This is a genomic window from Rhizobium sp. RCC_161_2 (assembly GCF_041355235.1).
Lineage (GTDB): Bacteria > Pseudomonadota > Alphaproteobacteria > Rhizobiales > Rhizobiaceae > Rhizobium.
On the sequence record NZ_JBFUPL010000014.1, the window covers coordinates 40,030 to 64,639 of the forward strand.

Genomic DNA, 24,610 nt, shown 5'->3' on the forward strand with positions numbered 1-24,610 from the left:
GAGCAATGTTCCCTCTCGTTGGAGATCTTGATGACCATGAAATGTCTCGCCATCGGCGCGTTGATCCTGGCAACCGCCACGCTGCCGGCCCATGCGGCCGACACGAATTTGAAGAACCAGGATTTCGATCTCTCCAAGGTGAGCCGTGACAATTTCTATGACGTCGTCGTTCCCGTCGCCAAAGCCGAAGGCACCGTCACCATGTACAATTTCGCTGGCAGTTTCGGCGATACGTGGAAGGAGCTGACCACCCGTTTCGAGGCGAAATACGGTATCAAGGTCAACTATACCGACGTTGTCGGCGATCAGGCGAACCAGCAGCTGATCGCCGTGCAAAAGGCGGGCCAGGATGCCCCGGTCGATGTTTATTTCGCCGGAGGCGGAGGCTATCCGCTGCTGTCGTCCACGGGTGTCGTCGGCAAGATCGCGCTGACGAAGATCCTGCCGAATATGGATCACTACGATCCCGTTCTGGCCGAGACTGTCTTCGGCAAGCCGCATGGCGGCGCCTTTCCGCTGGTGCACCTGAACCAGACGGCGATCGGCTACGATTCCGCCTTCGTCAAGGAGGCCGACCTGCCCAGGAATTTCGACGACCTGCTCGCCTGGGCCGAAAAGAACCCGAAACGGCTGGGCGTAACCTTGCCGTCCAAGGGCGGTTCCGGCAGCGGTTTCATCTACTCTGTCGCGCTCAACTATCTCAAGGGTGATTGCCGCGCCAAGCTGACGGACTATTCGCTGAGCCTCGAGCAGGCCGAGGACTGGGCGATGACGTCGGAGTGCCTTGAGCCGGTCTGGGATTACTACCGCAGGCTTCTCAAGGTATCGGAACTGACGAATGGCAATGCCGACACGCTGAATCTCATCAACAATCAGCAGCTCTACATGGGCACGGTCTGGGAAGATCAGGCCATAACCTTCCTCGCCAACAAGCAGCTTCCCGACAGCTTCCGCCTGACGCTGCTCGAGGGCGGCCAGGTCGGATCGGGCGACGCGATCTTCGTGCCCGCCAATGCCAAGCATGTCGCCGCCGCCCTGCTGTTGATCGACATGGCCTTCAGCAAGGATTTCCAGACCTGGAAACTCGAGCACAAGGCCTCTCGTTCGCCGCGCACGGATATTAGCGACAATCTGATTTCGACTGAGACCCGGGGCCATGTCCTGCCGGACAGCGTCTATCCGCGACTGTCGGTGACCGCCTTCTGGGATATGGCGACGGCGCTTTCCGAAGCACTCAATGAAAAAGTGCTCAATCAGTAGCGGAAGCCGGACCGCTGCCGGACCGGACGTGGGGCGTCCGGTCCACCCCTCTTCCCAGAATGACGGAATGCCATGATGACCGCGCTTGAAATCAGAGATATTACCAAGGACTACGCCACAAGCCGCGCGCTCCATCCCGTGTCGATCGATGTCGAGCGCGGCGAGTTCGTCACCATCCTCGGCCCATCCGGCTGCGGCAAGTCCACGCTTCTGCGCATCCTGATGGGGATCAGCCGGCCAAGCGCCGGCGAAATCCATCTCGCCGGACAAAGGATCGATGCCTTGCCTCCGGAGGCGCGCGACATTGCGATGGTCTTCCAGTCCTACGCGCTCTTCCCGCATATGTCGGTCGGCAAGAACCTTGCCTTCGGCCTGCGGATGAAGCGTGTTGCCAAGCCCGAGCGGGCGCGGCGGATCGAACACGCGATCGACATCTGCAACCTGACAGGTCTTACCGACCGCATGCCGCGGCAATTGTCGGGCGGCCAGCAGCAGCGCGTGGCGCTTGCCCGTGCGATTGTCATGCAGCCGTCCCTGTTGCTCTTCGACGAGCCGCTCTCCAATCTCGACGCCAAACTTCGCGATACGTTGCGCCACGAACTCGTCGAGCTGCATCGCCGCATCGGCGCGACCAGCATCTATGTGACACACGACCAGTCGGAAGCCATGGCGATGTCCGACCGCATCGTCGTCATGAATGCGGGCCGCGTGGTCGAGACCGGCACGCCACAGCAACTCTACCGCGCTCCGAAAAAGGCATTCACGGCAAGCTTCCTCGGCCAGACAAACCTTTTCTCCGTTACCGCCGAAGGCGTTAGAGCACGCCTGCCTTGGGGCGAGACTATCGCGCTCGACGCAAGTGCCGCCGGGCCTGCCCGCGTTTCCGTCCGCCCGGAGGCCATGTCGGTTGTATCAGATGACCGCGCTCCCGGCGTCGTCACTTCGGTCTCGTTCATGGGCGCCAATGCCCTCTATACGGTCGCCGTTGGTGACGTGACGCTCAAGATCGCTCAGGCGGGCGGCGATGCACTGCTCGCCCCCGGCACCCGTGTCGCGATCGGTTTCCAAGGTGCTGCACACCTGCTCGACGAGCGGGAATTCGCGGGAGCTGCCTGATGCGCGCCATCCTCGGTAACGACCGCGCAAGGCTTCTTCTGCTGCTGACGCCGGGTATCGGTTACCTTCTCGTCTTCTTCGGCTGGCCGCTGCTATCAGCGCTGATCGGCAGCTTCCACCTCGATGATGGCTCCTTCACGCTGCAATGGTATACGCGCATCTTCACCCGGCCATCGATGCTGCGCGGACTGTCAGTCTCGATCTATTACGGCGTCACCCCGGTCGCCGTCTCACTCCTGGCCTCCATTCCGCTTGCGCTGCTGCTTCGCCGGAGCTTCCTCGGTCGTAAGCTGTTCAACGGGCTCTACAAGCTGCCGATGGCTGTCCCCAGCATCATCGTCGCACTGATGGTGATCATCGTCGCCGAACGCGGTGGTTTTCTCGACCGGCTGCTGGCGCCGCTGGGTCTTGGACTGCCGAAGCTCGTGCGCGACGATTGGGGCGTCGGCGTCATCCTTTCGACGGTGTGGAAGCAGATCCCCTTCATGACGCTGATCATCACCAGCGCCTTTGCCGCCGTTCCGGAAGATATCCGCCTGGCGGCACGCTCGCTCGGCGCCTCACGGCTGAACACATTCCTCTTCGTCGAAGTTCCACTCGCCATGCCGGGCATCACCGCGGCGATCCTGTTGACCTTCATCGGTTCGATGGGCTCCTACGCCATTCCCGACATCGTCGGCCGGCCGGTGGCACGACCGCTGTCTGTGCTGATGGTCGCCGAATTCAGCCAGGGCAGGTTTCCGCAGGTCTATGCGATGGGGATGGTTCTCAGCCTCTTCGCTATTGCCGTGCTGATTGCCTACTACACGCTGACCGCCAGGATCGGCCTCGGCTCCGCGCAGAAGGATACGTGATGAGCACGCTTGCCGACACCTCCCCCGCCCTGCCCCAACGCCGCACCTTCACCGAGGACGATCGCGTCATCGTCTCGGTGGGGCTCTACCTCATGCTGGCGCTCGTCATTGCCCTGCCGCTGGCGCTGATGTTCCTCTGGAGCGTTGCCGACGGCTGGGCCCCGCCGCATATCGTGCCGCAAAACTACACGATCAGCCGCTGGCTGGACGTTCTCGCAGATGCCAATCTGTTGCGCGCCACGCTGAACAGCCTCGTCATCGCCATTGTCGTGACCTTCGCGACCGCAATCATCGCCCTGCCGTCGGCCTGGGCCATGGCGCGCTTTCCGTTCCGGCTGAAACGCGTCGTGGAAATATTCATCCTCGCTCCCATCATCATTCCGGGCCTCGTCGTTGCCGTCGGCATCGGCCAGATTTTCCTGGTGCTCGGTCTCTCCTATTCAATGGTGGGTGTCATTCTCGTCCAGATCGTCGGCACTCTGCCGCTGATGATCCGGCTGATGACCGCCTCGCTCGAGACGATTCCGGACGATCTCATTCACGCCGCACGGTCGCTCGGCGCCGGAAGCATCGGCGTTCTCACACACATCATCCTGCCGCTTGCAATACCCGGATTGCTCGCCGGCGGGCTGCTTTCCTTCATCGGGAGCTTCGAGGAGTTCGACAAGTCCTTCATCGTCGGCGCGCCTGTCATTCAGACATTGCCGATCAAGCTCTACATGTTCCTCGATCCCTATTCGATGCAATTGCCATTGGCGTCGATCATCGCCTTCATCTTGCTCCTTCCTGCCCTGATCATCTTCGTTCTTGCCGGACGCATCCTGCGCGACGACCTGATGGCAGCGGGAATGGGCAAGATCTGATCCTCCCCCCAAACCTCAACCATCCGAAAGTTCTCCCCATGCCCAGCCAGACCGCTGCCTCCCCTTTCGCAGACATTTTCTCGCTCGTTTCGCGCAGCAACCCGGATATTCTCACCATCGCGCATCGCGGCCTGTGGACGGCCGCGCCGGAAAACTCGCTGACATCGATCCGCGACGCGGCAGCGCTCAATGTGGAAATCGTCGAAATCGATACGCAGGCGACAGCGGACGGAAAGCTTGTCGTCATTCACGACGCGACGCTTGACCGAACATCGACCGGCACCGGCGTTGTCAGCGCCTGCGATCTCGCGACAATCCGCAATGCACGTCTTCGCGCTGGTGGCGGCGGAGAGACGGCGACGGTCACCGACGAGCGCATTCCAACGCTGGAAGAAGCGCTGGAAGAAGCCCGCGGGCGCATCTTCGTCAATATCGACACGAAATATCCGCGTGACTTGCCGCTGGTGATCGCCACGATCAAGCGCCTCGAGATGCAGGACCAGATCATCATCAAGACCGATATCGAGCCGGCATCCGGCCATTTCCCGGTGATCGATGCGGACTGGTTCGGCTCCATCCCGCACATGCCGATGTTTCGCGTCAGGCCCGGACAATTCGCCGAAGACCTGAAGCTGATCGAGCCGCTGCGCGCACCGATGGTGGAAGTCAAGTTTTCCGACATCGCCGATCTCGCCGGCGGGCGCGAGGAACTGGAGCGCCAGAACATCCGCCTGTGGATCAATACGCTCGATGTCTCCCATAACCTCGATTTCAATGACAGTCGGGCGCTCCGCGATCCCGAAGGGGTCTGGGGCGCCCTGGCCGAGGTAGGCGTCGGCGCCGTCCAGACCGATACGATTGCTCCATTCAAGCAATGGCTCGCCGGCCATGAGACAAAGAGGACAGCATGATGCCCATCGCACTCGAGCGTCTTTCGCAGGCGAGCGCCATTATCGAGGAAGCGGCCGACAGGGCGCTGCATTTCTTTGCAGCGCATCAGACGGTGGCCACCCGAGCCAAGGGCGTGCAGGACTTCGTTTCAGAGGCTGATACGACCATTGAAAACTTCATCCGCGATCGGCTCGCCACCGCCTTTCCCGGAGAAGCGATCGTCGGCGAGGAATTCGGCGGGCAGTCGGAAGGCGCCTATTGGATCATCGACCCGATCGACGGCACGTCGAACTTCCTTCGTGGCTCACCGCTCTGGGGAATTTCGCTCGGCTTCGTGCGTAACGGCCACCCCGAACTCGGCATTGTTGCCATGCCGGTCATGGGCGAGACCTACGCGGCCGCCAATGGTACCGGCCTCTTGATGAACGGCAAGCCGCTCGCACGCACCAGCCCCTTGGAGGACGTCCGCGTCATGTCGCTGGGTGACAACCCCGCCGAAGATCTGGACGATGCCGCCAGGTTTCAAACCGGGTTACGACGCGCCGGCTGGGTCGTCGAAGCCTTCCATTCGACATCCGTTTCCCTCGTCTTTGCCGCACGCGGCATTTTCGACGGGCATCTGCAGAAGGTGACGACGATGTGGGACATCGCCGGTGGCGCCGTGCTTGCCCGCGAAGCCGGGCTCGAGGTGCGGATCGGTGAAAATTGCGAAAGCCGCATACCGTGGATCGCGGCAGGCACACCGACTTTGTTGGCGGCGACTGAGCCGCTCTGGCCGGAGATCAGGACGGATAAGGGTCTCTCTTGATCAAATAGCAGGCTGCGGGAAGAGCATGGTTAAGGTCCGAAGAGCGCCGCCTTGCCTCTTAAGCAAGGACTTCCCGCTGCCTACCATACATCCGGCTCGCCCGTAGCAGGCGCTGCGAATAGGGATGCTCGACCTCTCCCTTTCGCAGCCTTTCGATATCGACCTCTTCGACGATCTCCCCCGCCTCCATGATGGCGACGCGGCTGCACATGTGGGAGACGACGGCAAGATCGTGGCTGACGAGCAGATAGGTCAGGCCGCGCTCACGGCGCAGGTCGTCCAGCAGGTTAAGGATTTCGGCCTGGACCGAGACATCGAGCGCGGAGGTCGGTTCGTCGAGCAGTAGGACGGCGGGGTTCAGAACCAGGGCGCGGGCGATGGCGACGCGCTGGCGTTGTCCGCCGGAAAGCTGATGCGGAAACCGGTAGCTGAGCGACGGATCGAGGCCGACGGAGCGCAGCAGGGCATCGACATCCATCGAGCCGGTGGCAATCCCCTGGTTACGAAGCGGCTCCTTGAGCTGCGACCGGATCGTCTTGCGGGGATGGAGCGATCCGTAAGGATCCTGAAACACCATCTGCACCCGGCGGAAGAACGGCCGGTCACGCTGCCGATCCAGAATATCGCCGTCCAGCTCGATGCTGCCCTGGTAATTCGGATTGAGACCGGAGATAGCGCGCAGGACCGTGGATTTTCCGCAGCCGGATTCACCAACCAGGCCGAATGCCGTGCCCTTCTCGACGCCGAAGCTGACATTCCTCACGACCGGCCTCTGGCCGGCGGCGAAACGAATGGTGAGATTGTCGATTTCGATCATCGCGTTCTCTCCAAGATCTTGCTGTCGAGCCAGGATGGATCACGCTTCAAGATCGGCAGCCGAGCCGGTGGATCGTCGATCGACGGCAGCGAGGCGAGCAGGCCTTGCGTATAGGGGTGCCTGGCCTTGTCGAGGTCTCGCGCCTCAAGGACCTCGACGACCCGTCCGGCATACATGATCAGCACGCGGTCGCAGAAATTCCGCACGAGGTTCAGGTCGTGACTGATGAAGATCAGGCCGAGATTGCGCCGGGCGACAAGCTCGTCCAGCAAGGCAAGGATTTCCAGCCGCACCGTGACATCGAGAGCCGATGTCGGCTCGTCGGCGATCAGAACCTCGGGCTCGGCAATCAGCATCATGGCGATCATCACGCGCTGGCCCATACCGCCTGATATCTCGTGCGGATAGAGGCGAGACACCCGTTCGACGTCGCGGATCTTGACGGCCTCGAGCATCTCCAGCGTTTGGCCGTAGGCCTGCTTCGCGCTCGCCTTGGGATAATGCAGGCGATAGGTCTCCGCGATCTGCTCTCCGATCCGCATGACCGGATTGAGCGAATATTTCGGATCCTGCAGGATGAGCCCGATCCGCCGCCCACGGATCGTCATCATCTTGCGCTCGTCTGCCTTGAGCAGATCGACGTCGCGAAAACTCATCCGTTCGGCGCTGACCATTGCAGTCGGCGGCAGCAGCCGCATGATGGCGCGGCCGACCGTCGATTTGCCTGAGCCGGATTCGCCGACGATCCCGAGTTTTTCTTGCCCCAGCGAAAAGCTGACGCCGCGCACGGCCCGCACGGAACCACCGCCGAAGGCAATTTCGAGATTGCTGATATCGATGAGGGAAGAACTCATTCCGCACCTCTTGGATCAAGGACGTCGCGCAGCGCATCGCCGACGAGGTTGAAGGCAAGGCTCACCAGGGCGATGGCGATGCCGGGGGCGGCGATGACCCAGGGGCTGTCGAGCATAAATTCGCGGCCTGTGGCCGCCATCGACCCCCATTCCGGCCAGGGCGGCTGGGCACCGAGGCCGAGAAAGCCGAGGCCGGCGGCGGTGATGATGATGCCGGCCATGTTGAGGGTCACACGCACGATCACCGAGGGGATGCACATCGGCAGAATGTGGCGAGTGATGATCGCCAAGGGCGTCGCGCCCTGCAAACGTACGGCGGCTATAAAATCCGCCTTGCGCAGGCTGAGCGTTTCGGCGCGCGCGAGCCGGGCAATCGGCGGCCAGGCCGTCAGCGAGATCGCGATGATCGCATTCGTGATGCCGGGGCCAAGCGCCGCCGCGAACCCCAGCGCCAGCACCAGCCCGGGGAAAGACAGGAAGATGTCGGTGATCCGCATCAGGATCTCATCGACAATCCCACCGAAATAGCCGGAGCAGGTGCCGATCAGCAGGCCCAAGGGCGCGACGATGACCGAGACGAGCGTGATGATATAGAGCGTCGTGCGACCGCCATAGACGATGCGGGCAAAGACATCACGGCCGAAATTGTCGGTGCCGAGCCAATGCTGCGTCGATGGCGGCGCGAGCCGCCCCGCCATGTCCTGCACGATCGGATCATACCGCGTCAGCAAGGGCGCGGCGATGGCAACGAGGATCAGCAGGACGATGATGACAAGGCCGATAAGGCCGAGCGGATGCAGGCGGAACTTCAGCCAGCCCTGATGGAATTGCTGCACGGAGGACTGGAACCATCCCTGGGGCTCGGGCGCGAGCAGCCATTTGCGAAAGCTGTTGCCGCTGGCGCGATCTGTGTGTTCTGCGGAGATCGTCATCGGCGTCACCGTGTCCTTGGATCAAGAATGCGATAAAGCACATCCGAGATGATATTGATGGTGAGGAAGACGGCGCCGATCGTCAGCACGGCGCCCATGACGACATTCATGTCGTTCATCTGCAGCCCACGCGTCAGATATTGGCCGAGCCCAGGCCAGCCGAAAACCGTCTCGATCAGCACCGCGCCCTCGAGCAATCCGCCGAAGGTCAGCGCCATGATCGTCAGCAATTGGACACGGATATTCCGAAAGGCATGGCGCCAGACGACCTTGCGCCGTCCGAGCCCCTTTGCCCTTGCCGTCACGATATATTCCTGGCCGAGCTGCTCCAGCATGAAGCTGCGCGACATGCGGCAGATAGAGGCGACGGAATAATAGCCGAGGATCGCCCCCGGCAGGATGATATGGCCGAGCGCGCTTTGAAACACGTCCCACTGGCCGTCCATGGCGGAATCAATCAGCAGAAAGCCAGTGACCGGCGTTACGAGCCCCTCGTACAGCACATCGACCCGGCCCGACGCGCCGACGAGCTGGAGCTTGGCGTAAAAGATGAAAAGCGCCATCAGCCCCATCCAGAAGATTGGAATGGAATGGCCGGCAAGGGCGACGATGCGCGCGATGTGATCGAGGATCGTGCCGCGCCTGACGGCTGCGGTGATGCCGAGCGGGACGCCGACGACGATACCGATGATCATGGCGATGATGGCAAGCTCGATGGTCGCCGGGAAAATGCTCAGGAGATCGGTCAGGATCGGCTGGCCGGTCGTGGCCGAGGTGCCGAGATCGCCGGTCGCGATCTTCCCAACATAGGTGAGGAACTGCATCCAGATCGGCTGGCCGAGCCCGAGCTCGTTATAGACGCGATCATAGACCGCCTTGCTCACCTCCGACCCAGTAATGGCAAGCACCGGATCGGCCGGAAGCAGGCGTCCCATCGAAAAGGTAAGAAATAGTAGCCCGAGCAGCGTGGTGACGATCGCCACGACGCGGCCCGCCAATCGCCGCAGGAGGGCGACCAGCGGATGCGGCGGCGTATCCGCGAACGCATCCCGATCCACACGACCTCGGGAATCACGTTTCGATGTCAGCTCGGCGCTCGTCACGGGCGATTACTCCTTCGTCACGTCATGCCAGCGCGTCGACCAGGTCGTATGCCCATGGTAGCCCTTGACGTTGGTGCGCATGACATAGGGATCGGTGCGCTGGAAGAAGATGATCAGCGGGGAGTCCATACCGCCATAGATGCCGTCCATCTTCTTGAAGAGGTCGGTACGCTTGGCCGTGTCGCGTTCTTTCATCGACTGATCGACGAGCGTATTGAGCTCGTCCACCTTCATACCGGCCCGCCAGAGATAATAGCTGCCGAGACGCGCCTCGTCGCTATTGTCCGGATTGTAGGCATATTGCGTGGCAACCGCGAAGGGATCGGGAAGCCGGGCGCCGGAATTGCCGAGGAGCACCTGGTATTTGCGCTCGCGAAAGGCGGGGATGAATTCGCCCGGTACCAGATCGAGATCGATCCCGGCTGCGCGGGCACTTGCCTGTAGCGCCTCAGTAAAGGGCAAGGTTGCCGCCGCCGATGGATTGAGCACTTTCTTCAACCCGTTCGGATAGCCTGCCTCTGCCAGCAATTGCTTGGCCTTGGCCGGGTCGTAATCATAGCGCGATGTCGCATTTTCCGGCGCCCCGATCATCCCCTTCGGGATCATCGATTGCCAGGGAAAGCCGGTGTAACGCATGATGTTGTCGGAAATCGCCTTCCAGTCGAAGGCATGCTGGAACGCCTCGCGGACCTTGGGTTTCTGCAGATCCGGATCCTTCTGGTTGAGCGCGATATAGTAGAAGCCGAGGCCCGGAACATTGTCGATCACCATCGCCTTGTTGGTGGCGAGCGCATCGAGATCGCCGCTTGAAACATATTGCCCGATATCGACGTCACCGGCCTCCAGCTGCAGGCGCAGATTGCCCGATTCCGGGATATGGCGGGCAACGACGCGTGTCATGGCCGGAGCGCCGCCCCAATAGTTCTTGCGGGCATTGAAGATCGCGACGTCGTTCGGCCGCCACTGCGCCAGTGTGAACGGCCCGCTGCCTGCCGAATTGGCGGAAAGCCATGTACCGCCGAAATCGCCGTTGGCCTCATGCGACATGGCCGTCTTCTTGTCGATGATACCGATCGATGATCCGGCAAGCGAATAGAGCACGAGATCGGTATTGACGGCCTGCGGCAGCTCGATCTCCAGCGTGTGAGCATCCTTGGCCCGGATCAGCTTGTCGACATTCCCGGCCGTGAAGCCCCAGGGCGCGATATCGGTCGAGCCGACCTGCCCCATCTTGATGACGCGCTGAATGGACCATGCGGCATCTTCCGCCGTCACCGGATTGCCGCTCTGGAAGGTCGCATCGTCACGCAACGTCAGGGTGATGATCTTACCGTCGGGAGAGACGCTCCATTTGGTGGCGAGCATCGGCTTCAGCGTCTGGAGGTCGTCCGGGGAGAGCTGCACCAGATTGTCGTAGAGATTGGAGATCAGCTCGGACACCGTGCGTGCATTGTTCTGCGCCGGGTCGAGTGTGCGGATGCCGGTCAGATTGGTGCCGATCACCAGCATGTTCGGCGGCGATGCGGCTAACGATGGCTGCGCAGCAATCAAGGCAGCGGCGATTGACACCGATGTCAGCAAGCTCTTCAACATTTCAAGACCTCCCAATCTTTTCGCGCCGGCAGCGCCCACGCCTTTGCAGTCTCTAGCAGCGCACAGGCTCGGTACGCTTACCCCTCCCAGTCCTTCAGCAGACGATGCAGCTCCTCCCGGTCCTTCCGATCGAGCTGCGGCAATCCCGGCACGCGCACGGGGCCGACATTGAGACCCGAATAGGTCACCGCCTCCTTCACCACCGTGACGTTGGCGCCATTGCGGAATTTCGTACGCATGCGTTCGAACGGCTCGAGCTTGTTGACGATCGCACGCGCCGCGGCAAAATCACCCCTGTCCAGCGCATCGAGGACGGCGAGCGACAATTGCGGCGCGACATTGACCAGACCGGAGGTAAAGCCGCGCGCACCGGCGGCGGTGAAGGTCGGCGCCCAGCTCTCGGCGAGACCACAGACGAACAATGCGCCGGCCGGATCCGAGGCTGCTATGGCCCTGGAGAGCAGCATCAGATCCGTCGTCGCGAACTTGATGCCGGCAATGTTGGCGTGGCCGGCAAGGCGCACCATGTCGTCGACACTGAAGCCGTCGGCGCGCACATAGGCGACCAGCGGCAAGGGCGAGGCCTCCGCAAGATCACAGAAATAATCGATCTGGGCTGCGGGTGCGGCAAAGGGATCGACAGGTTGATGCGACATGACCGCGGATGCACCGATCACAGCGGCATTCTTTGCCATTGCGATCGCCTCGCGCAGAGATCTGCCGATCGCCGCTGTCACCGGTGCCTTGCCGTCGACGCCTGCAACCGCCGCCTCGTGGACATGACGGATTTCCTCTGGCGTCAGGGCGTAGAACTCGCCGGTATTTCCCGCAGCCACAATATTGTGGATGCCGGCAGCCGCGACCCGGCTATAGACCTTCGCGGTGATCCGGGGTTCGACCTCGCCTCTATCGTCATAGGCCGTCACGGGAACACCGGACACACCTTTCAGCGCCTGGCGTATGGTTGCGATGCTCATCTTCTTCCCCTTGCTAGCTCTCCACCGATGATCGAAATGGAAGGGCGGCAGCATCGGTCATAGCCGGTCGCCGCATCATCCCTTCCTCCCACTGCTGCTCAGACCCCCTGGAACATGCGGGCGCGAGCGTTCAATATGTGTCGCTTCATCGCGTCATGCGCCTCGGTTTCCTGCCGTTCGAAGATCGCCTTGACGATCACCGCATGCTCGTCCTGAACGGTGCGTATCTGTTCGGCCGTGCGCTTGAGGCTCAGGCTTCGCGTGACGGAATGCCCGATGGCGAAATGCGGCTTGAACCATTCGCGAAGCGTGATGTGAAACTGGTTTCCGGTTGCCATAGCGATCGCATCGTGCAGCGCCTGATCCTCTTCGGCGCCGAGCTTGCCGTCGCTCAGGCACTGCTCGATGTTGAGAAGAGCGGCTGAAATTCGTTCCTTGTCCGCCGGCTGCCAGTTGCGTGCGGCAAGCTCGGCCGCTTCCGCCTCGAGGCCGGCGCGAAATTCGAAAAACCGCTGCACATCGGCCAGGGAGCCGACCGGCACCATCTTCAGCACGGACGAATCCGGCCGCTGCCGCACATAGGAGCCAGACCCCTTGCGCGAGACGATCAGGCCGTCACCCCTCAGGCGCTCCAGCGCCTCGCGGATGACCGGCCTCGACGCCCCGAACATGACGGCAAGCTTTTCTTCCGACGGCAATCTTTCGTTCACCGGGAAGTTTCCGTCCGCGATCATTCCCACGATCTTCTCGTAGATGATGTCGCCGAAGCGCGTTGCGCCCCCGTCCGGTGCAGTGACGGCCGACAATGTCATCATCATCCTTTGTTTTGCCGCCCGGCGACAAGGTTCAACCCATTTTCTAGGCGGCAGGGCTACTAAATCTGTTAATATCTGTCAACTCTTGTAATTATCTGAGAACGTATCTATGGTCTGCTCGCGGCGCCAAAAGGACGCCTCGCGATGGGTCGGGAGCCTGTCGCGCCGGTTCAGACAAAGTCATGCCGGCATCAAACGGGAGGGATATGGATGCGCGATGAAATACTGTCTCGCGGCGTGACACGTCGCGCCGTTCTCGGGGGCATGGCAGGCGTTGCGGCCTTGTCCCTTGCCGGCCGAGCCGCTGCCGCTGGCGGCGAAGCCCCCGCATTGGCCGAGCTCGTCAAGGGCGGAAAGCTGCCGCCGCTCGCCGACCGGCTGCCGAAAAAGCCGATGGTCGTGACACCTTTCGAAAAGGTCGGCACCTATGGCGGAACCCTTCGCCGCGGCCTCCGAGGCTCGTCGGACCATAACGGCATCCTGCGCATGGTGGGCAATCAGAGCCTCGTGCGCTGGAACATGGAATTCACCAAGGTTCTGCCCAATCTTGCCGAGCGCTGGGAGGTCAATGACGACGCCTCGCAATTCACCTTCCACCTGATCGAGGGCGCACGCTGGTCGGACGGCCATCCCTTCACCGCCGACGACGTCGTTTTCGCCATCGAAGACTGCGTCAAGAATACAGATCTCTACAGCGCAGCACCTGCGCAGTTGTCGGTCGCGGGCAAGGTGGTCAATGTCGAGAAGATCGACGACTTCACGGTGAAATTCACCTTTGCCGCACCCAATGCGCTCTATCTGGAAAACCTTGCAACACCGCTCGGCCAGCATCCGACGCTGTTTCCGAAACATTACTGCAGCCAGTTCCTGCCGAAATACAATCCGAACGTCGCCGAGGACGCGAAGAAGGCGGGCGTCAGCAGTTGGCCCGAGCTTTTCCGCGCGCGCTGCGGCGATATCGAGATCCCGTCGCGATGGGGTAATGTCGATAAGCCGACACTCGACCCCTGGGTCGTGAAGGAGCCTTATACCGGTGGCGCCACGCGCGTCGTCATGACCCGCAACCCCTATTTCTGGCAGGCCGACACCGAGGGTAACCAGCTTCCCTATATCGACGAGATCAACTTCGGCATTTCACAGGACGTCGAATCCCTGATGCTCAACGTCATCTCGGGAAAGATCGACATTCAGGAGCGCCACATCAGCGTGTTGGCCAACAAGCCGACGCTCTCGCAGAACATGAAGAAGGGCGATTACCGCCTTTTGACGCTCGTGCCCTCCACCTCGCAGCAATGCCAGATTTACTTCAACATCACGCATAAAGACCCGGCCATGCGCAAGATGTTCGCGGACAAGTCCTTCCGGCAGGCGCTGTCACTCGGCATCAACCGCCAGGAAGTGATCGACATCGTCTATTTCGGCCAGAGCGAGGGCTATCAGGCCGGGCCGCGTCCCGAACATCCCTGGTATCACGAAAAACTCGCGCGCCAGTTCACCGACTATGATGCCGACAAGGCGGGCGCGATGCTGGACAAGGCAGGCTACGACAAGAAGGACGGCAACGGTTTCCGACTGAGGCCGGACGGCCAGAAGATCTTCTTTGCCATCGACGTTATCCCGACGCTCTATCCAGATCTCGTCGACGCGCTGGAACTGGTGAAGGCGCATTGGGCGCAGATCGGCATTGACATGAAGGTCAACACGATCGAGCGCGCGCTCTACTATACGCGCGGCGACGACAATGCCCATGACGCGCAGGTCTGGCCGGGGCCTGGCGGCCTCGATCCGATGCTCGACCCACGCGATTTCTTCGCCTTCCATCCGCAAGGCTCGCGTTACGCCATTCCATGGTCGGTCTGGTACACGTCGAACGGCAAGCAGGGCGAGGAGCCGCCGGAGAGCCAGAAGAAGCGCATGAAGCTCTTCGACGAAGCGCGATCAACCGCCGACCTCGACAAGCGCGGTGCGGCCATGAAGCAGATCTTCGATATCGCCGCAGAGGAATTCGAGACCGTCGGCCTGTGCCTTGCCGTCGGCGGCTTCGGCATCATCCGCAACAATCTGCGCAATGTGCCGGAGAAGCAGCCCGACAGCTGGTCATGGCCCAATCCGGGACCGGCGCTGCCGCAGCAGTTTACCTTCACAAGCTGATTTTGCCGACCCAGCGCCGCCCCTCGCGGGCGGCGCCATTTTCAAGCGCGCCGCTCAACGCCAATGATGGGCCTTCCTGGGCCTGCCAGTTTCGAAGAGCGGCGTTTAATGCAGGGATAGGGACGCTTCATGCTGGTCTTCATCACCAAACGCCTTCTGTGGATGATCCCGTCGCTCTTCGCGATCAGCTTTCTCGCCTTCGTGCTGATCCAGCTGCCGCCGGGCGACTACGTGACGACCTATATCGCCACGCTCGCCTCCTCGAACGAGGTCGTCGATCAGAACACAGCGGCGCAATTGCGCGAGCGCTTCGGCCTCGATCAGCCGATGATCGTGCAATATATCAAATGGATATGGGGCATCCTGTCGCGCGGCGATTTCGGCATCTCTTTCGAATGGCAACAGCCGGTCTCGGGCCTCATCTGGGAGCGCATGGCGCTGACCTTGGTTTTGGCGCTGGCGACATTGATCGCCACCTGGGGGATCGCGCTACCGATCGGCGTCTATTCCGCGGTCAAGAAATATTCGATAGGCGACTATCTCTTCACCGCCTTCACCTTCCTCGGCCTTGCCATTCCGTCCTTCCTGCTGGCGCTGGTGCTGATGTATGTCGCGGCCGTGGAGTTCGGCCAGGACGTTGGCGGCCTGTTTTCCTCTGAATACGAGACCGCGCCCTGGAGCATCGCCAAGATGCTCGACCTTCTCACGCATCTATGGCTGCCTGTCATCATCCTTGCCGTCTCCTCGACGGCAAGCCTCATCCGCGTCATGCGCGCCAACATGCTTGACGAACTGCCGAAGCCCTATGTGACGACGGCGCGGGCGAAGGGTCTTTCCGAGTTCCGGCTGCTGGTGAAATATCCTCTCAGGATCGCGCTCAATCCCTTCATCTCGACGATTGCCTGGCTGTTGCCCAACCTGATTTCCGGCTCCGTCGTGGTGGCGATCGTCCTCAATCTGCCAACGGCGGGACCGCTGCTGCTGCAGTCGCTGATGGCGCAGGACATGTATCTCGCCGGCGCCTTCGTGCTGTTGATCTGCGCGCTGACGCTGATCGGCTCGCTGATCAGCGACATCCTGCTCGCGCTGGTCGATCCCCGCATCCGGTTGGAATAGGAGCCGCCCATGGCCGACATCGCCGTCACAAATATTCCGCCGGACCGCGCCGCCGTCGCCTCGCAATGGCAGCTGATCTGGTGGGCCTTCCGTAGGCACAAGCTTGCCATGGTGGCCCTCGTCGTCACCGTAATCATGTATATCGTCGCCATCATCCCGGGCTTCTTCGCCATCAACGACCCGACTTTGCAAAATGCGCGGGCGACCTTTCATCCGCCGCAGCAATTGCATTTCATCGATACGGATAATGGCTTCTCCTTCGGCCTGCATTATTATCCGCTGAAGCTCACCCGCGACCCGGAAACGCTGGCCGCCATCTTCAAGGAAGACAGGACGAAGCGGGTCGATGTCAGCCTGTTCGGGCGTGGCTACGAATATTCGGTGCTGGGTCTTTTCAACTCCAACATCCATCTGCTTGCCTCATCCGACAAAACCACCCCTCTCCTGCTCTTCGGCGCCGACCGGCTTGGCCGCGATGTCTTCAGCCGGACGGTACAGGGTTCGCAGATCTCGCTGTCGATCGGCCTTGTCGGCGTCTTCTTCTCGCTGCTGCTCGGCATCGTACTTGGCGGCATCTCCGGCTATTACGGCGGCCGGCTCGATTTCTTCATCCAGCGGCTGATCGATTTCGTGCTGTCGCTGCCGACGATCCCGATCTGGCTCGCCATGGCGGCAGCCCTGCCGCAGGGCTGGCCGGCAGCACTGCAATACATGATGATCACCATCATCCTGTCGCTGACCGGCTGGGCGCAGCTCGCCCGCGTCGTCCGGGGCCGCTTCCTGTCGCTGCGTACGGAAGAATTCGTGGCCGCGGCAAGGCTCGACGGCGCCCGTGAGAGCCGGATCATCTTTCGTCACATGCTGCCGAGCTTTGCCAGCCATATCATCGCGTCGATCACGCTCGCCGTGCCGGCGATGATCCTAGCAGAAACGTCACTGTCTTTCCTGGGGCTCGGCCTGCAGCCACCGACGATCTCCTGGGGCGTGTTGCTGCGCGAGGCCCAGAACATCCGTTCGATCGCCACGGCGCCATGGCTCTTCATGCCGGGCCTTGCCGTCGTCATCGCCGTCATGGCGCTCAATCTTCTCGGCGATGGCCTGCGCGATGCGGCCGACCCCTATAACAAATGAGGCCGGCATGACCGATATCGTTTCCATGGCCGGCGTCAGGCCGCTTCTGCAGGTGAAGAACCTAAGCGTCGACTTTCCCTTGCGCACTGGCAATTTCCGCGCGGTCGACAACCTCTCCTTCTCGATCGAGCCGGGAAAGACGCTCTGTGTCGTCGGCGAGAGCGGATCCGGCAAATCGGTGACGGCACGCTCGATCCTGCAGATCGTCGATGCGCCTGGCCGCATCGCCAGCGGCTCTATCATCCTGAACGGCTCGGACGGAAGCTCCATCGACATTGTCAGCCTCAATCCGCGCGGCCGGCAGATCCGCGCCATTCGCGGGCGCGACATCGCGATGATCTTCCAGGAGCCGATGGCCTCGCTCTCGCCGGTGCACACGGTCGGCGACCAGATCATCGAGGCGCTTCGCCTTCATACCAAAATGAGCAAGGCAGAAGCTCGCGCTGAGGCTATATCCCTACTCAAACAGGTGGAGATCCCATCGCCGGACAAAGCGGTGGACCGATACACATTTCAGTATTCGGGCGGCATGCGCCAGCGCGCCATGATCGCCATGGCGCTCGCCTGCAAGCCGCAGCTCCTGATCGCCGATGAGCCGACCACGGCGCTCGATGTGACCACGCAGGCCGAAATCCTCGACCTGATCGCGCGACTGCAAAAGGCCTATGGCATGGCGGTGCTGTTCATCACCCATGACATGGGCGTCGTGGCACAGATCGCCGATGATGTGCTGGTCATGCACAACGGCGTCGCCAAGGAATATGCGCCGGTCGAGCAGATCTTTCACGCGCCGAAGGACGACTATACGCGCATGCTGATCGGCTCCGTCCTGAAGCTCGAGGAGAAGGCCGAGATCAGGCTGGCGCGGCCACCGCTCGACAGGACGGCAGCGCCTATTCTCGAACTGCGCAACGTGTCGATGACCTTCGGCGAAGTGAGAGCGCTCGATGACATCTCCATATCGCTGCTTCCGGGCGAAACGCTGGGGATCGTTGGTGAGAGCGGCTCCGGCAAGACCACCATGGGCCGCTCGATCATGCGCCTCCTCGATCCGACAGGCGGCGAGATCCTCTATCGCCGCGCCGATGGCGGCATTGTCGATCTGGCGACCGCGAAGGGCGAGAGTCTCGCGGCCGCACGACGCGAATTGCGCATGGTCTTCCAGGATCCCTTCGGCTCCCTCAATCCGCGCATGACGGTCTCGCAGATCATCGGCGAGCCGCTGCTCGTCAACGGCATTGCCAGGGGCCGAGCCCTCGACGAGCGCGTTTGCGATCTGATGGAACAGGTGGGCCTCGACCCGAAGACACGCGAACGATATCCGCACGCCTTTTCCGGAGGCCAGCGCCAGCGCATCGGCATTGCTCGTGCCATCACCCTCAATCCGCGCATCATCGTCGCCGACGAGGCGACCTCTGCGCTTGACGTATCCGTCCGTTCACAGGTGCTCGACCTCCTGATGCGGCTGCAGGACAAGCTCGGCCTTGCCTATATCTTCATCAGCCACGACATCGGCGTCATCCGCTACATGTGCGACCGTGTCGGCGTGATGTACAAGGGCCGGCTCGTCGAAGTCGGCGATGCGGACAAGGTCTGCAACACGCCCGAGCACGCCTATACGCAAGCACTCATCTCCGCCATTCCCCGCCCAGATCCGCGTGATCGCGATCACTCGCGGCGTTTCCGCTACGTCGAACCGGACGTGCTGAAAAACGGAAGTACCGCGTGACAAGGATCGCGCCGATACCCCCTCATGCGCGGAGCTCCCTTCCGCACCATGATCGTTGCAATCGATAGAAGGACAGACAGATGAAGATCGACCGCATGCGGGTTTTCATGACCCGGGACAAGGACCGCCCCCGCGTTATCGTCGCACTCGACACGGATGACGGCCTGACGGGCTGGGGCGAATGCTACAATCATGGTCCCGACAAGGCACTCCCACCTATTCTCGATTATCTCTACGGTTTCCTCTCCGGCCAGGACCCGACCCGTATCGATTATCTGGTGAACCTGCTCATCCAGCAAAGCCGCTTCCCGCCTGGCGCGCTCGGCCTTTCCGCCATCTCAGCGCTCGACCATTGCCTGTGGGATCTCTCCGCCAAGGCGGCGAATGTTCCGGTCTACAAGCTGCTCGGCGGCGCCGTGCGCGACCGCGTCAAGGTCTATGCCGGCGTCTATACCGCGCCGGATGCACCGGCCGCCCGCGACGAATTCGATCGTCTCAATGCCGAATGGGGCTTCACCGCCTTCAAGCTCAGCCCATGGCGTGTCGACATCCACGCCCATCGCTGGGGTAATGTGGTCAAGGCGTCGGCGGATTATTTCCGCTCGCTGCGCGAGACCGTGCGCGACGATTACGAGATCGCCTTCGACGCGCATGCGCAGATTTTCGAGCCGGTTGCCGCAAGGCAGCTCGGCAATGCGCTGGCACCCTACGATCCACTTTTCTACGAGGAGCCGCTGCGGCCAGAAAATATCGACATGTGGGGCGACCTCAAACAGGGGCTGAACTGCGTGCTGGCAACCGGGGAGTCGCTCTATAATCGCAACGAATTCCTGCGCCTGCTTCAGGTCAAGGGCGCCGACCTGATCCAGCCCGACATCTGCGTCGTCGGTGGCATCAGCGAGATGCGGCGTATTGCGACCCTTGCCGAAGCCTATTTCGTCGGGGTGGCGCCGCACAATCCGATGGGTCCGCTGGCAACTGCCGTCAATGTTCATTTCTCTGCCGCCACGCAGAACTTCCGCATCCTCGAATACCGCCTGCCCAAGGGCCAGGCCTATGTCTACGGCGGCAAGGATATCGAAAAGCGGCAGGGCGAAACGCGCTATGTCGTCGACCCCTATTTGCCGAAGGACGGCTACCTGGAGCTCAGGCCGGACAGGCCCGGCTGGGGTGTCGAGATGGACGAAAAGGCGATGGAAGAGGAAGGCTACATCCATTGGCAGCGCCGTGTTCCGAAACGTCCAGACGGCTCCTATGCCTTTGCCTGAGTGATCGGTTGGGCCGGCATTCTGCCTCGATGGCCACCATGCCGGCCCGGCTCGCACCTAAAACGAGCCCGTAAAGATTGGATTCAGTCTTTTTTGGTAATTGTCCGTTAGCAATACGAGCTGGTGAACTCCCGACGGCATCGATTGTGCTGTCGATCCTTGTTTTGCGTGCGGGCTCCTATGCGTATTTCGGCTGTATCAGCGATCCTTCTTGCCTCCCTGGCATTGTCAGGTTGCTCCACCAGTTCCGGTGCGGGCGACCTCGCAGCCGGTCTACCATCAGCCGAAACGACGAATTCCATTGCCCGGTCGGACGGCCCCGTGCCCTCAGTAAGTGTCGGCGAAGTGATTGCGCAGGCGGAACAGCAGCAGGGCTTATACGCTCCATCAGCGCCAGGTCCGCGCCCACAAGCGTTCCTGTCGGTAAGCAAGACGGAGGGCATGCCGCTTCCATCGGAAAGACCCGTTGCGATGCTGATGCCGGCCAACCCTAGGATCAGCAGCATAGCGCCGCAGGCGCGTTCGCCGATCTACGCCCGCCGTTTTCGCGACGCCAAACCGATCAATTTCGGCGTCTCCTCGCCGAGAAAGCTTGCCGTGCACGGTGTCGACGTTTCCCGCTGGCAGGGCGATATCGACTGGCAGACGCTGCAAACGCAGGGCGCGAACTTCGTCTATATCAAAGCGACCGATGGTGGAGATCATCTCGACCCGATGTTCAGGCAGAACTGGCGCAAGGCCAAGGAGGCCGGGCTGAAGCGCGGTGCCTATCACTTCTTCTACTGGTGCCGGACCGCCGGCGAACAGGCCGACTGGTTCATCCGCAACGTTCCGAGGGAAGCCGGCGCGCTGCCGCCGGTGATCGATGTCGAGTGGAACGGCGAATCGAGCTGCAAGCAACGCGTCTCGCGCGAACGCGTCCTCGAAAAAATGCAGACCTTCATGGACAAGCTGGAACGGTACTACGGCCAGCGTCCGATCATCTATACCGCGCCGGACTTTTATCGCGACAACCTGAGGGGGGCGTTTCTCGAGCACCCCTTCTGGCTGCGCGCGGTGGCGGAACATCCGTCAAAGGTCTATCCGGGCCGCAAGTGGCTGTTCTGGCAATATTCAGGCTCCGGCCTGTCGCATGGCGTCGAAGGTCGTATCGACCTCAATGCCTTCCATGGTAGCGAAGACGAATGGCACAAATGGGTGGCGACGAACTGAGCTGACTGAGCATGCGATAACAACACAATGCGAGCCAACCGCTGGAACTACGTCTGGATAGGATATCGGCTCGTAGCGAAGTCCTATCGGTAAAGCTGCTCCCCATCACGACACCTCCGCTTGCGCACAATATCGCTAAATGCTATTTAATTTAGATGAAAAAGATCGCTTACAGCAAAGATGCGACGCGCGCTCTTCGTAAAATGCAAGCCAATCGCGCTGCTGCGATCGTCGCGAAGGTCGAAGCTTTCGCCCGTGGTGAAGTGGTCGATTTGAAAAAGCTGCAAGGCAGCGAGTTCTTTCGTATCCGCGTCGGTCAGGATCGCGTCATCATCGACGATCAGACCATGCTGGTACTGGTTGTCAAGGCCGGACCTCGCGGTGATATTTACAAGGAATAGGAGGCCATCATGGGCGAAATCAACCGCATTACCATTGAAGGCAAGGGCTACGTGCTGATGCCCGAAGCAGATTATGAAGACCTGCTGGATACCGCCGAAGCCCGTGCCGTCAAGGCTCGCGTTGATGCCGGCGAGGAAACGTGGCCTGCTGATATCGTCAACGCGCTGATCGCCGGCGAGAACCCTGTTCGCGTTTTCCGCAAGCATCGCGGCTTGACGATGGCGGAGCTTGCCGAGAAAACCGGCTTGTCCCAGCCCTATATGTCCGAGATCGAGACCGGCAGAAAAGCAGGCTCGATCGAAGCCCTCAAAGCCATTGCCCGCGTTCTGATGCTAAGCTTGGACGATCTGACTTGACACCGCTCCACACCTCCATATCGGAGGAGGAAATCAGTGATGATCACCGGCGAGATCAACCACCAAGCACGAGCCAGTTCAATATTGCGTAAAATCGCCGGTTTCCGACTGTAGCAGCGTCAACGGATAACGGGCCGGATGATGCACGAGCGCCGTCATGTTCACCGGCCGATTGCGATCGTCGAAGGCGATCTGGTCGACGGTCAGAACGGCGGCAGGCGGCGTGAGCTCCAGTATGGTCGTTTCCTCATCGGTGGCGATGCGCGCACTCAGCGTCGTTTGTCCGCGCTTCGGATAAATCCGATAGCGTTCGCGCAGTTCCGCATAAAGAGAACGGTTGGCAACGCCCCAGTCGAGATCGAGCAGGCCAGTGACACGGCCAGCGGGAATCCAGTCGGTCTGTATCACGGCCGGTATATTGTCGATCAGACGCAACCTGGTCAGCACGACCACCTCCGCACCGGGCGCGAGGAACAACGGACGGCTTATGTCGAGCGGCGCGCGGACGATGCTGGCTTCGATCAGACGGTGGCCGGGATTGCGGCCGTTGGCCAATGCGGTGCTGGTAAAACTTTTCAGAACCTGCAGCTCGAACCCGCCACCATGCTCGGTGACGTAAAGCCCCTTGCCGGGCTGGCTTTGGACGACGCCCTGCTGGATTAATTCGCGGATGGCATGGCGAACCGTGATACGGCTGACATTGTAGAGATCGACAAGCTCGCGCTCGGACGGCAGCTTGCCACGCAAGGGAAGCTTGCCATCGCGGATGGACGCCAGCAAGGCTTCGTACACTTGCTTGTGCAGCGGGCGCGGATCGCCTCGGTCAACCATGTCTTGTGTTTCAATCAACGTTCCCTTGCTCTGGCGCGTATTCAAATGCCGTTTCCCTCGCGACCTCATTCAGGCCTTTGCCATCTTTGACGCAAATCTCTTGAAAGTCCATATTGACATGACTGGTCATAACCAGTCCTATTAACGTCAAGGAGCCATAGAGTTCCGCACGATGCCAAAGCGTTATCACAATCAAGGGAACAGTTCATGTTTAAGAAAAGCCTTGCTGCCCTCTCGCTCTGCGCCGGCCTCTGGACGGTCTCGGCCCATGCCGAGACGATCTCCGTCTTCTGCGCGCCGACGGAATTCGAATTGTGCACCAACGTCGCCAATGCCTGGAAGGAGAAGACAGGCAATGAGGCGAAGATCAACAAGATGCCCGCGCTGCTGGACGATGCGATCCCGCTTTATCAGCAGCTGCTTGCGGCAAAATCGACCGATGTCGACGTCCTGTTTCTCGACGTCATCTGGCTCGGCATGTTCAAGAGCAACCTGCTCGATCTGAAGACGCTGATCCCGCAGGCCGATCAGGACAAGCATTTTGCCTCCACGCTCAATGCCGCGAAACTGGGCGGCAACCTCGTCGCCATGCCCGCCTATATGGATGTCGGGCTGATGTTCTATCGCAAGGATCTTCTGGAGAAATACGGCAAGCAGCCGCCCAAGACATGGGATGAACTGGCGGCGACCGCCAAGGAAATCCAGGACAAGGAGCGCGCTGCCGGCCACGGCGACATGTGGGGCTATGCCTGGCAGGCAAAGAGCTATGAAGGGCTGACCTGCGACGCCATCGAACTCATCGCCTCGAACGGCGGCGGCACGATCATTTCCGACGACGGCAAGGTAACGATCGACAATCCCCAGGCCGCGGAAGCAATCGGCAAGGCCAAGAGCTGGATAGGCACGATCAGCCCCGATGGCGTGCTGAATTATGACGAGGAAGCCTCGCGGGCGATCTTCGAATCCGGCAATGCGGTCTTCCACCGCAACTGGCCCTATGTCTGGGGCACGTCGCACCAGGCGGGAAGCGCCATCATCGACAAGGTCGGCGTCATGCCGCTGCCAGTCGGCAAGGAAGGCCAGAAGTCCAGCGGTTGCCTCGGCCCGATGTATTACGGCGTGTCGAAATACTCCGCCAAGCCGAAGGTCGCCGCCGACTTCGTCAACTTCATCACCGGCCCGGACATGCAAAAGATGCGCGCGCTCAAGGACGCGGTCAATCCGTCCATCCCGGCGCTCTACAGCGATCCCGAGATCCTGGCCAAGATCCCCTTCCTCAAGGACAACCAGCAGGCGTTTGCCGACAGCGCCGTGCGCCCGTCCGGCTATACCGGCACCAGCTACAACAGGGTGTCGCAGGCCTTCTATCGTACCGTCCATGACATGCTGTCTGGCGGCGCCGACATCAAATCCGGCCTGACGTCGCTTGCTGGCCGGCTTGAGAAACTCAAGGAAAGCCGCTGACACCAGCTTGAGCGCCGGCGGGAAGATCTCATCTTCCCGCCGGCCAAAACGAGCCACTGTCTCGCCG

The 24,610-nt window shown here is 61.1% G+C and carries 23 protein-coding genes; 15 read left to right on the forward strand and 8 right to left on the reverse strand.

Annotated elements, in window-relative coordinates:
* Positions 1-30 precede the first annotated feature (30 nt).
* From AB6803_RS27915 to AB6803_RS27940, 6 genes are all read left to right on the forward strand, one after another.
* Positions 31-1,260, forward strand: coding sequence for an extracellular solute-binding protein (locus AB6803_RS27915; RefSeq protein WP_371111949.1), 1,230 nt, complete (start codon positions 31-33; stop codon positions 1,258-1,260).
* A 75-nt stretch (positions 1,261-1,335) separates the two neighbouring features.
* On the forward strand, positions 1,336-2,376 hold the full coding sequence (locus AB6803_RS27920; RefSeq protein ID WP_371112003.1) for an ABC transporter ATP-binding protein: 1,041 nt from the start codon (positions 1,336-1,338) through the stop codon (positions 2,374-2,376).
* Positions 2,376-3,230 carry an ABC transporter permease gene (locus AB6803_RS27925; RefSeq protein WP_371111950.1) on the forward strand — a complete coding sequence of 285 codons (855 nt, stop codon included), beginning with the start codon at positions 2,376-2,378 and terminating at the stop codon, positions 3,228-3,230. Before AB6803_RS27920 ends, AB6803_RS27925 begins: the two co-directional genes overlap by 1 nt.
* Positions 3,230-4,093, forward strand: coding sequence for an ABC transporter permease (locus tag AB6803_RS27930; protein ID WP_371111951.1), 864 nt, complete (start codon positions 3,230-3,232; stop codon positions 4,091-4,093). Before AB6803_RS27925 ends, AB6803_RS27930 begins: the two co-directional genes overlap by 1 nt.
* Positions 4,094-4,131: 38 nt before the next feature.
* Positions 4,132-5,004, forward strand: a complete 873-nt coding sequence (locus tag AB6803_RS27935) for a glycerophosphodiester phosphodiesterase family protein (protein ID WP_371111952.1) — start codon at positions 4,132-4,134, stop codon at positions 5,002-5,004.
* On the forward strand, positions 5,004-5,792 hold the full coding sequence (locus tag AB6803_RS27940) for an inositol monophosphatase family protein (protein WP_371112004.1): 789 nt from the start codon (positions 5,004-5,006) through the stop codon (positions 5,790-5,792). Before AB6803_RS27935 ends, AB6803_RS27940 begins: the two co-directional genes overlap by 1 nt.
* A 58-nt stretch (positions 5,793-5,850) precedes the next feature.
* Here the strand turns inward: AB6803_RS27940 and AB6803_RS27945 are convergent, their stop codons facing one another.
* From AB6803_RS27945 to AB6803_RS27975, 7 genes are all read right to left on the reverse strand, one after another.
* On the reverse strand, positions 5,851-6,609 hold the full coding sequence (locus AB6803_RS27945; RefSeq protein WP_371111953.1) for an ABC transporter ATP-binding protein: 759 nt from the start codon (positions 6,607-6,609) through the stop codon (positions 5,851-5,853).
* Entirely contained in the window at positions 6,606-7,463 is an 858-nt protein-coding gene (locus tag AB6803_RS27950) for an ABC transporter ATP-binding protein (protein ID WP_371111954.1), read from the reverse strand. The genes AB6803_RS27945 and AB6803_RS27950 overlap by 4 nt, the downstream gene beginning before the upstream one ends.
* Entirely contained in the window at positions 7,460-8,395 is a 936-nt protein-coding gene (locus AB6803_RS27955; RefSeq protein WP_371111955.1) for an ABC transporter permease, read from the reverse strand. The genes AB6803_RS27950 and AB6803_RS27955 overlap by 4 nt, the downstream gene beginning before the upstream one ends.
* Before the next feature lie 5 nt (positions 8,396-8,400).
* Complete coding sequence (locus tag AB6803_RS27960; protein WP_371111956.1) at positions 8,401-9,498, reverse strand: ABC transporter permease; 1,098 nt, start codon at positions 9,496-9,498, stop codon at positions 8,401-8,403.
* Between the two features lie 6 nt (positions 9,499-9,504).
* Positions 9,505-11,091, reverse strand: a complete 1,587-nt coding sequence (locus AB6803_RS27965; protein WP_371111957.1) for an ABC transporter substrate-binding protein — start codon at positions 11,089-11,091, stop codon at positions 9,505-9,507.
* A gap of 77 nt (positions 11,092-11,168) precedes the next feature.
* Positions 11,169-12,068 carry a dihydrodipicolinate synthase family protein gene (locus AB6803_RS27970; RefSeq protein WP_371111958.1) on the reverse strand — a complete coding sequence of 300 codons (900 nt, stop codon included), beginning with the start codon at positions 12,066-12,068 and terminating at the stop codon, positions 11,169-11,171.
* Positions 12,069-12,166: 98 nt separating this feature from the next.
* Complete coding sequence (locus tag AB6803_RS27975) at positions 12,167-12,880, reverse strand: FadR/GntR family transcriptional regulator (RefSeq protein WP_371112005.1); 714 nt, start codon at positions 12,878-12,880, stop codon at positions 12,167-12,169.
* Positions 12,881-13,093: 213 nt separating this feature from the next.
* On the opposite strand from AB6803_RS27975, the gene AB6803_RS27980 reads away from it, so the two are divergent.
* The 8 genes from AB6803_RS27980 to AB6803_RS28015 all read left to right on the forward strand — a co-directional run bounded on the left by AB6803_RS27980 (position 13,094) and on the right by AB6803_RS28015 (position 22,248).
* Positions 13,094-15,034: an ABC transporter substrate-binding protein gene (locus tag AB6803_RS27980; RefSeq protein ID WP_371111959.1), complete on the forward strand. Its 1,941-nt coding sequence runs from the start codon at positions 13,094-13,096 to the stop codon at positions 15,032-15,034.
* Between the two features lie 129 nt (positions 15,035-15,163).
* The gene (locus AB6803_RS27985; RefSeq protein ID WP_007690398.1) at positions 15,164-16,150 is read left to right on the forward strand and encodes an ABC transporter permease; all 987 of its coding nucleotides are present in this window, start codon (positions 15,164-15,166) and stop codon (positions 16,148-16,150) included.
* A 9-nt stretch (positions 16,151-16,159) separates the two neighbouring features.
* A complete protein-coding gene (locus AB6803_RS27990; RefSeq protein WP_371111960.1) occupies positions 16,160-17,281 on the forward strand; it encodes an ABC transporter permease in 1,122 nt (373 codons plus the stop codon).
* 7 nt (positions 17,282-17,288) lie between these two features.
* On the forward strand, positions 17,289-19,010 hold the full coding sequence (locus AB6803_RS27995; protein WP_371111961.1) for an ABC transporter ATP-binding protein: 1,722 nt from the start codon (positions 17,289-17,291) through the stop codon (positions 19,008-19,010).
* An 80-nt stretch (positions 19,011-19,090) separates the two neighbouring features.
* Complete coding sequence (locus AB6803_RS28000) at positions 19,091-20,278, forward strand: galactarate dehydratase (RefSeq protein WP_007690404.1); 1,188 nt, start codon at positions 19,091-19,093, stop codon at positions 20,276-20,278.
* Between the two features lie 180 nt (positions 20,279-20,458).
* Positions 20,459-21,490, forward strand: a complete 1,032-nt coding sequence (locus AB6803_RS28005) for a GH25 family lysozyme (RefSeq protein ID WP_371111962.1) — start codon at positions 20,459-20,461, stop codon at positions 21,488-21,490.
* 155 nt (positions 21,491-21,645) lie between these two features.
* Entirely contained in the window at positions 21,646-21,891 is a 246-nt protein-coding gene (locus AB6803_RS28010) for a type II toxin-antitoxin system RelE/ParE family toxin (RefSeq protein WP_371111963.1), read from the forward strand.
* Between the two features lie 9 nt (positions 21,892-21,900).
* On the forward strand, positions 21,901-22,248 hold the full coding sequence (locus tag AB6803_RS28015; RefSeq protein ID WP_371111964.1) for a helix-turn-helix domain-containing protein: 348 nt from the start codon (positions 21,901-21,903) through the stop codon (positions 22,246-22,248).
* A gap of 78 nt (positions 22,249-22,326) precedes the next feature.
* Here the strand turns inward: AB6803_RS28015 and AB6803_RS28020 are convergent, their stop codons facing one another.
* Complete coding sequence (locus AB6803_RS28020; RefSeq protein WP_371111965.1) at positions 22,327-23,079, reverse strand: GntR family transcriptional regulator; 753 nt, start codon at positions 23,077-23,079, stop codon at positions 22,327-22,329.
* 207 nt (positions 23,080-23,286) lie between these two features.
* Between AB6803_RS28020 and AB6803_RS28025 the strand changes: the two genes are divergently transcribed.
* Positions 23,287-24,543, forward strand: coding sequence for an ABC transporter substrate-binding protein (locus tag AB6803_RS28025; RefSeq protein WP_371111966.1), 1,257 nt, complete (start codon positions 23,287-23,289; stop codon positions 24,541-24,543).
* Positions 24,544-24,610: the final 67 nt, after the last annotated feature.

What these genes read in the sequence shown, in the direction of transcription:
- AB6803_RS27915 (WP_371111949.1), top strand. Translation starts at nt 31, where the DNA reads ATGACCATGAAATGTCTCGCCATCGGCGCGTTGATCCTGGCAACCGCC.
- AB6803_RS27920 (WP_371112003.1), top strand. Translation starts at nt 1,336, where the DNA reads ATGACCGCGCTTGAAATCAGAGATATTACCAAGGACTACGCCACAAGC.
- AB6803_RS27925 (WP_371111950.1), top strand. Translation starts at nt 2,376, where the DNA reads ATGCGCGCCATCCTCGGTAACGACCGCGCAAGGCTTCTTCTGCTGCTG.
- AB6803_RS27930 (WP_371111951.1), top strand. Translation starts at nt 3,230, where the DNA reads ATGAGCACGCTTGCCGACACCTCCCCCGCCCTGCCCCAACGCCGCACC.
- AB6803_RS27935 (WP_371111952.1), top strand. Translation starts at nt 4,132, where the DNA reads ATGCCCAGCCAGACCGCTGCCTCCCCTTTCGCAGACATTTTCTCGCTC.
- AB6803_RS27940 (WP_371112004.1), top strand. Translation starts at nt 5,004, where the DNA reads ATGCCCATCGCACTCGAGCGTCTTTCGCAGGCGAGCGCCATTATCGAG.
- AB6803_RS27945 (WP_371111953.1), bottom strand. Translation starts at nt 6,609, where the DNA reads ATGATCGAAATCGACAATCTCACCATTCGTTTCGCCGCCGGCCAGAGG.
- AB6803_RS27950 (WP_371111954.1), bottom strand. Translation starts at nt 7,463, where the DNA reads ATGAGTTCTTCCCTCATCGATATCAGCAATCTCGAAATTGCCTTCGGC.
- AB6803_RS27955 (WP_371111955.1), bottom strand. Translation starts at nt 8,395, where the DNA reads ATGACGATCTCCGCAGAACACACAGATCGCGCCAGCGGCAACAGCTTT.
- AB6803_RS27965 (WP_371111957.1), bottom strand. Translation starts at nt 11,091, where the DNA reads ATGTTGAAGAGCTTGCTGACATCGGTGTCAATCGCCGCTGCCTTGATT.
- AB6803_RS27970 (WP_371111958.1), bottom strand. Translation starts at nt 12,068, where the DNA reads ATGAGCATCGCAACCATACGCCAGGCGCTGAAAGGTGTGTCCGGTGTT.
- AB6803_RS27975 (WP_371112005.1), bottom strand. Translation starts at nt 12,880, where the DNA reads ATGACATTGTCGGCCGTCACTGCACCGGACGGGGGCGCAACGCGCTTC.
- AB6803_RS27980 (WP_371111959.1), top strand. Translation starts at nt 13,094, where the DNA reads ATGCGCGATGAAATACTGTCTCGCGGCGTGACACGTCGCGCCGTTCTC.
- AB6803_RS27985 (WP_007690398.1), top strand. Translation starts at nt 15,164, where the DNA reads ATGCTGGTCTTCATCACCAAACGCCTTCTGTGGATGATCCCGTCGCTC.
- AB6803_RS27990 (WP_371111960.1), top strand. Translation starts at nt 16,160, where the DNA reads ATGGCCGACATCGCCGTCACAAATATTCCGCCGGACCGCGCCGCCGTC.
- AB6803_RS27995 (WP_371111961.1), top strand. Translation starts at nt 17,289, where the DNA reads ATGACCGATATCGTTTCCATGGCCGGCGTCAGGCCGCTTCTGCAGGTG.
- AB6803_RS28000 (WP_007690404.1), top strand. Translation starts at nt 19,091, where the DNA reads ATGAAGATCGACCGCATGCGGGTTTTCATGACCCGGGACAAGGACCGC.
- AB6803_RS28005 (WP_371111962.1), top strand. Translation starts at nt 20,459, where the DNA reads ATGCGTATTTCGGCTGTATCAGCGATCCTTCTTGCCTCCCTGGCATTG.
- AB6803_RS28010 (WP_371111963.1), top strand. Translation starts at nt 21,646, where the DNA reads ATGAAAAAGATCGCTTACAGCAAAGATGCGACGCGCGCTCTTCGTAAA.
- AB6803_RS28015 (WP_371111964.1), top strand. Translation starts at nt 21,901, where the DNA reads ATGGGCGAAATCAACCGCATTACCATTGAAGGCAAGGGCTACGTGCTG.
- AB6803_RS28020 (WP_371111965.1), bottom strand. Translation starts at nt 23,079, where the DNA reads ATGGTTGACCGAGGCGATCCGCGCCCGCTGCACAAGCAAGTGTACGAA.
- AB6803_RS28025 (WP_371111966.1), top strand. Translation starts at nt 23,287, where the DNA reads ATGTTTAAGAAAAGCCTTGCTGCCCTCTCGCTCTGCGCCGGCCTCTGG.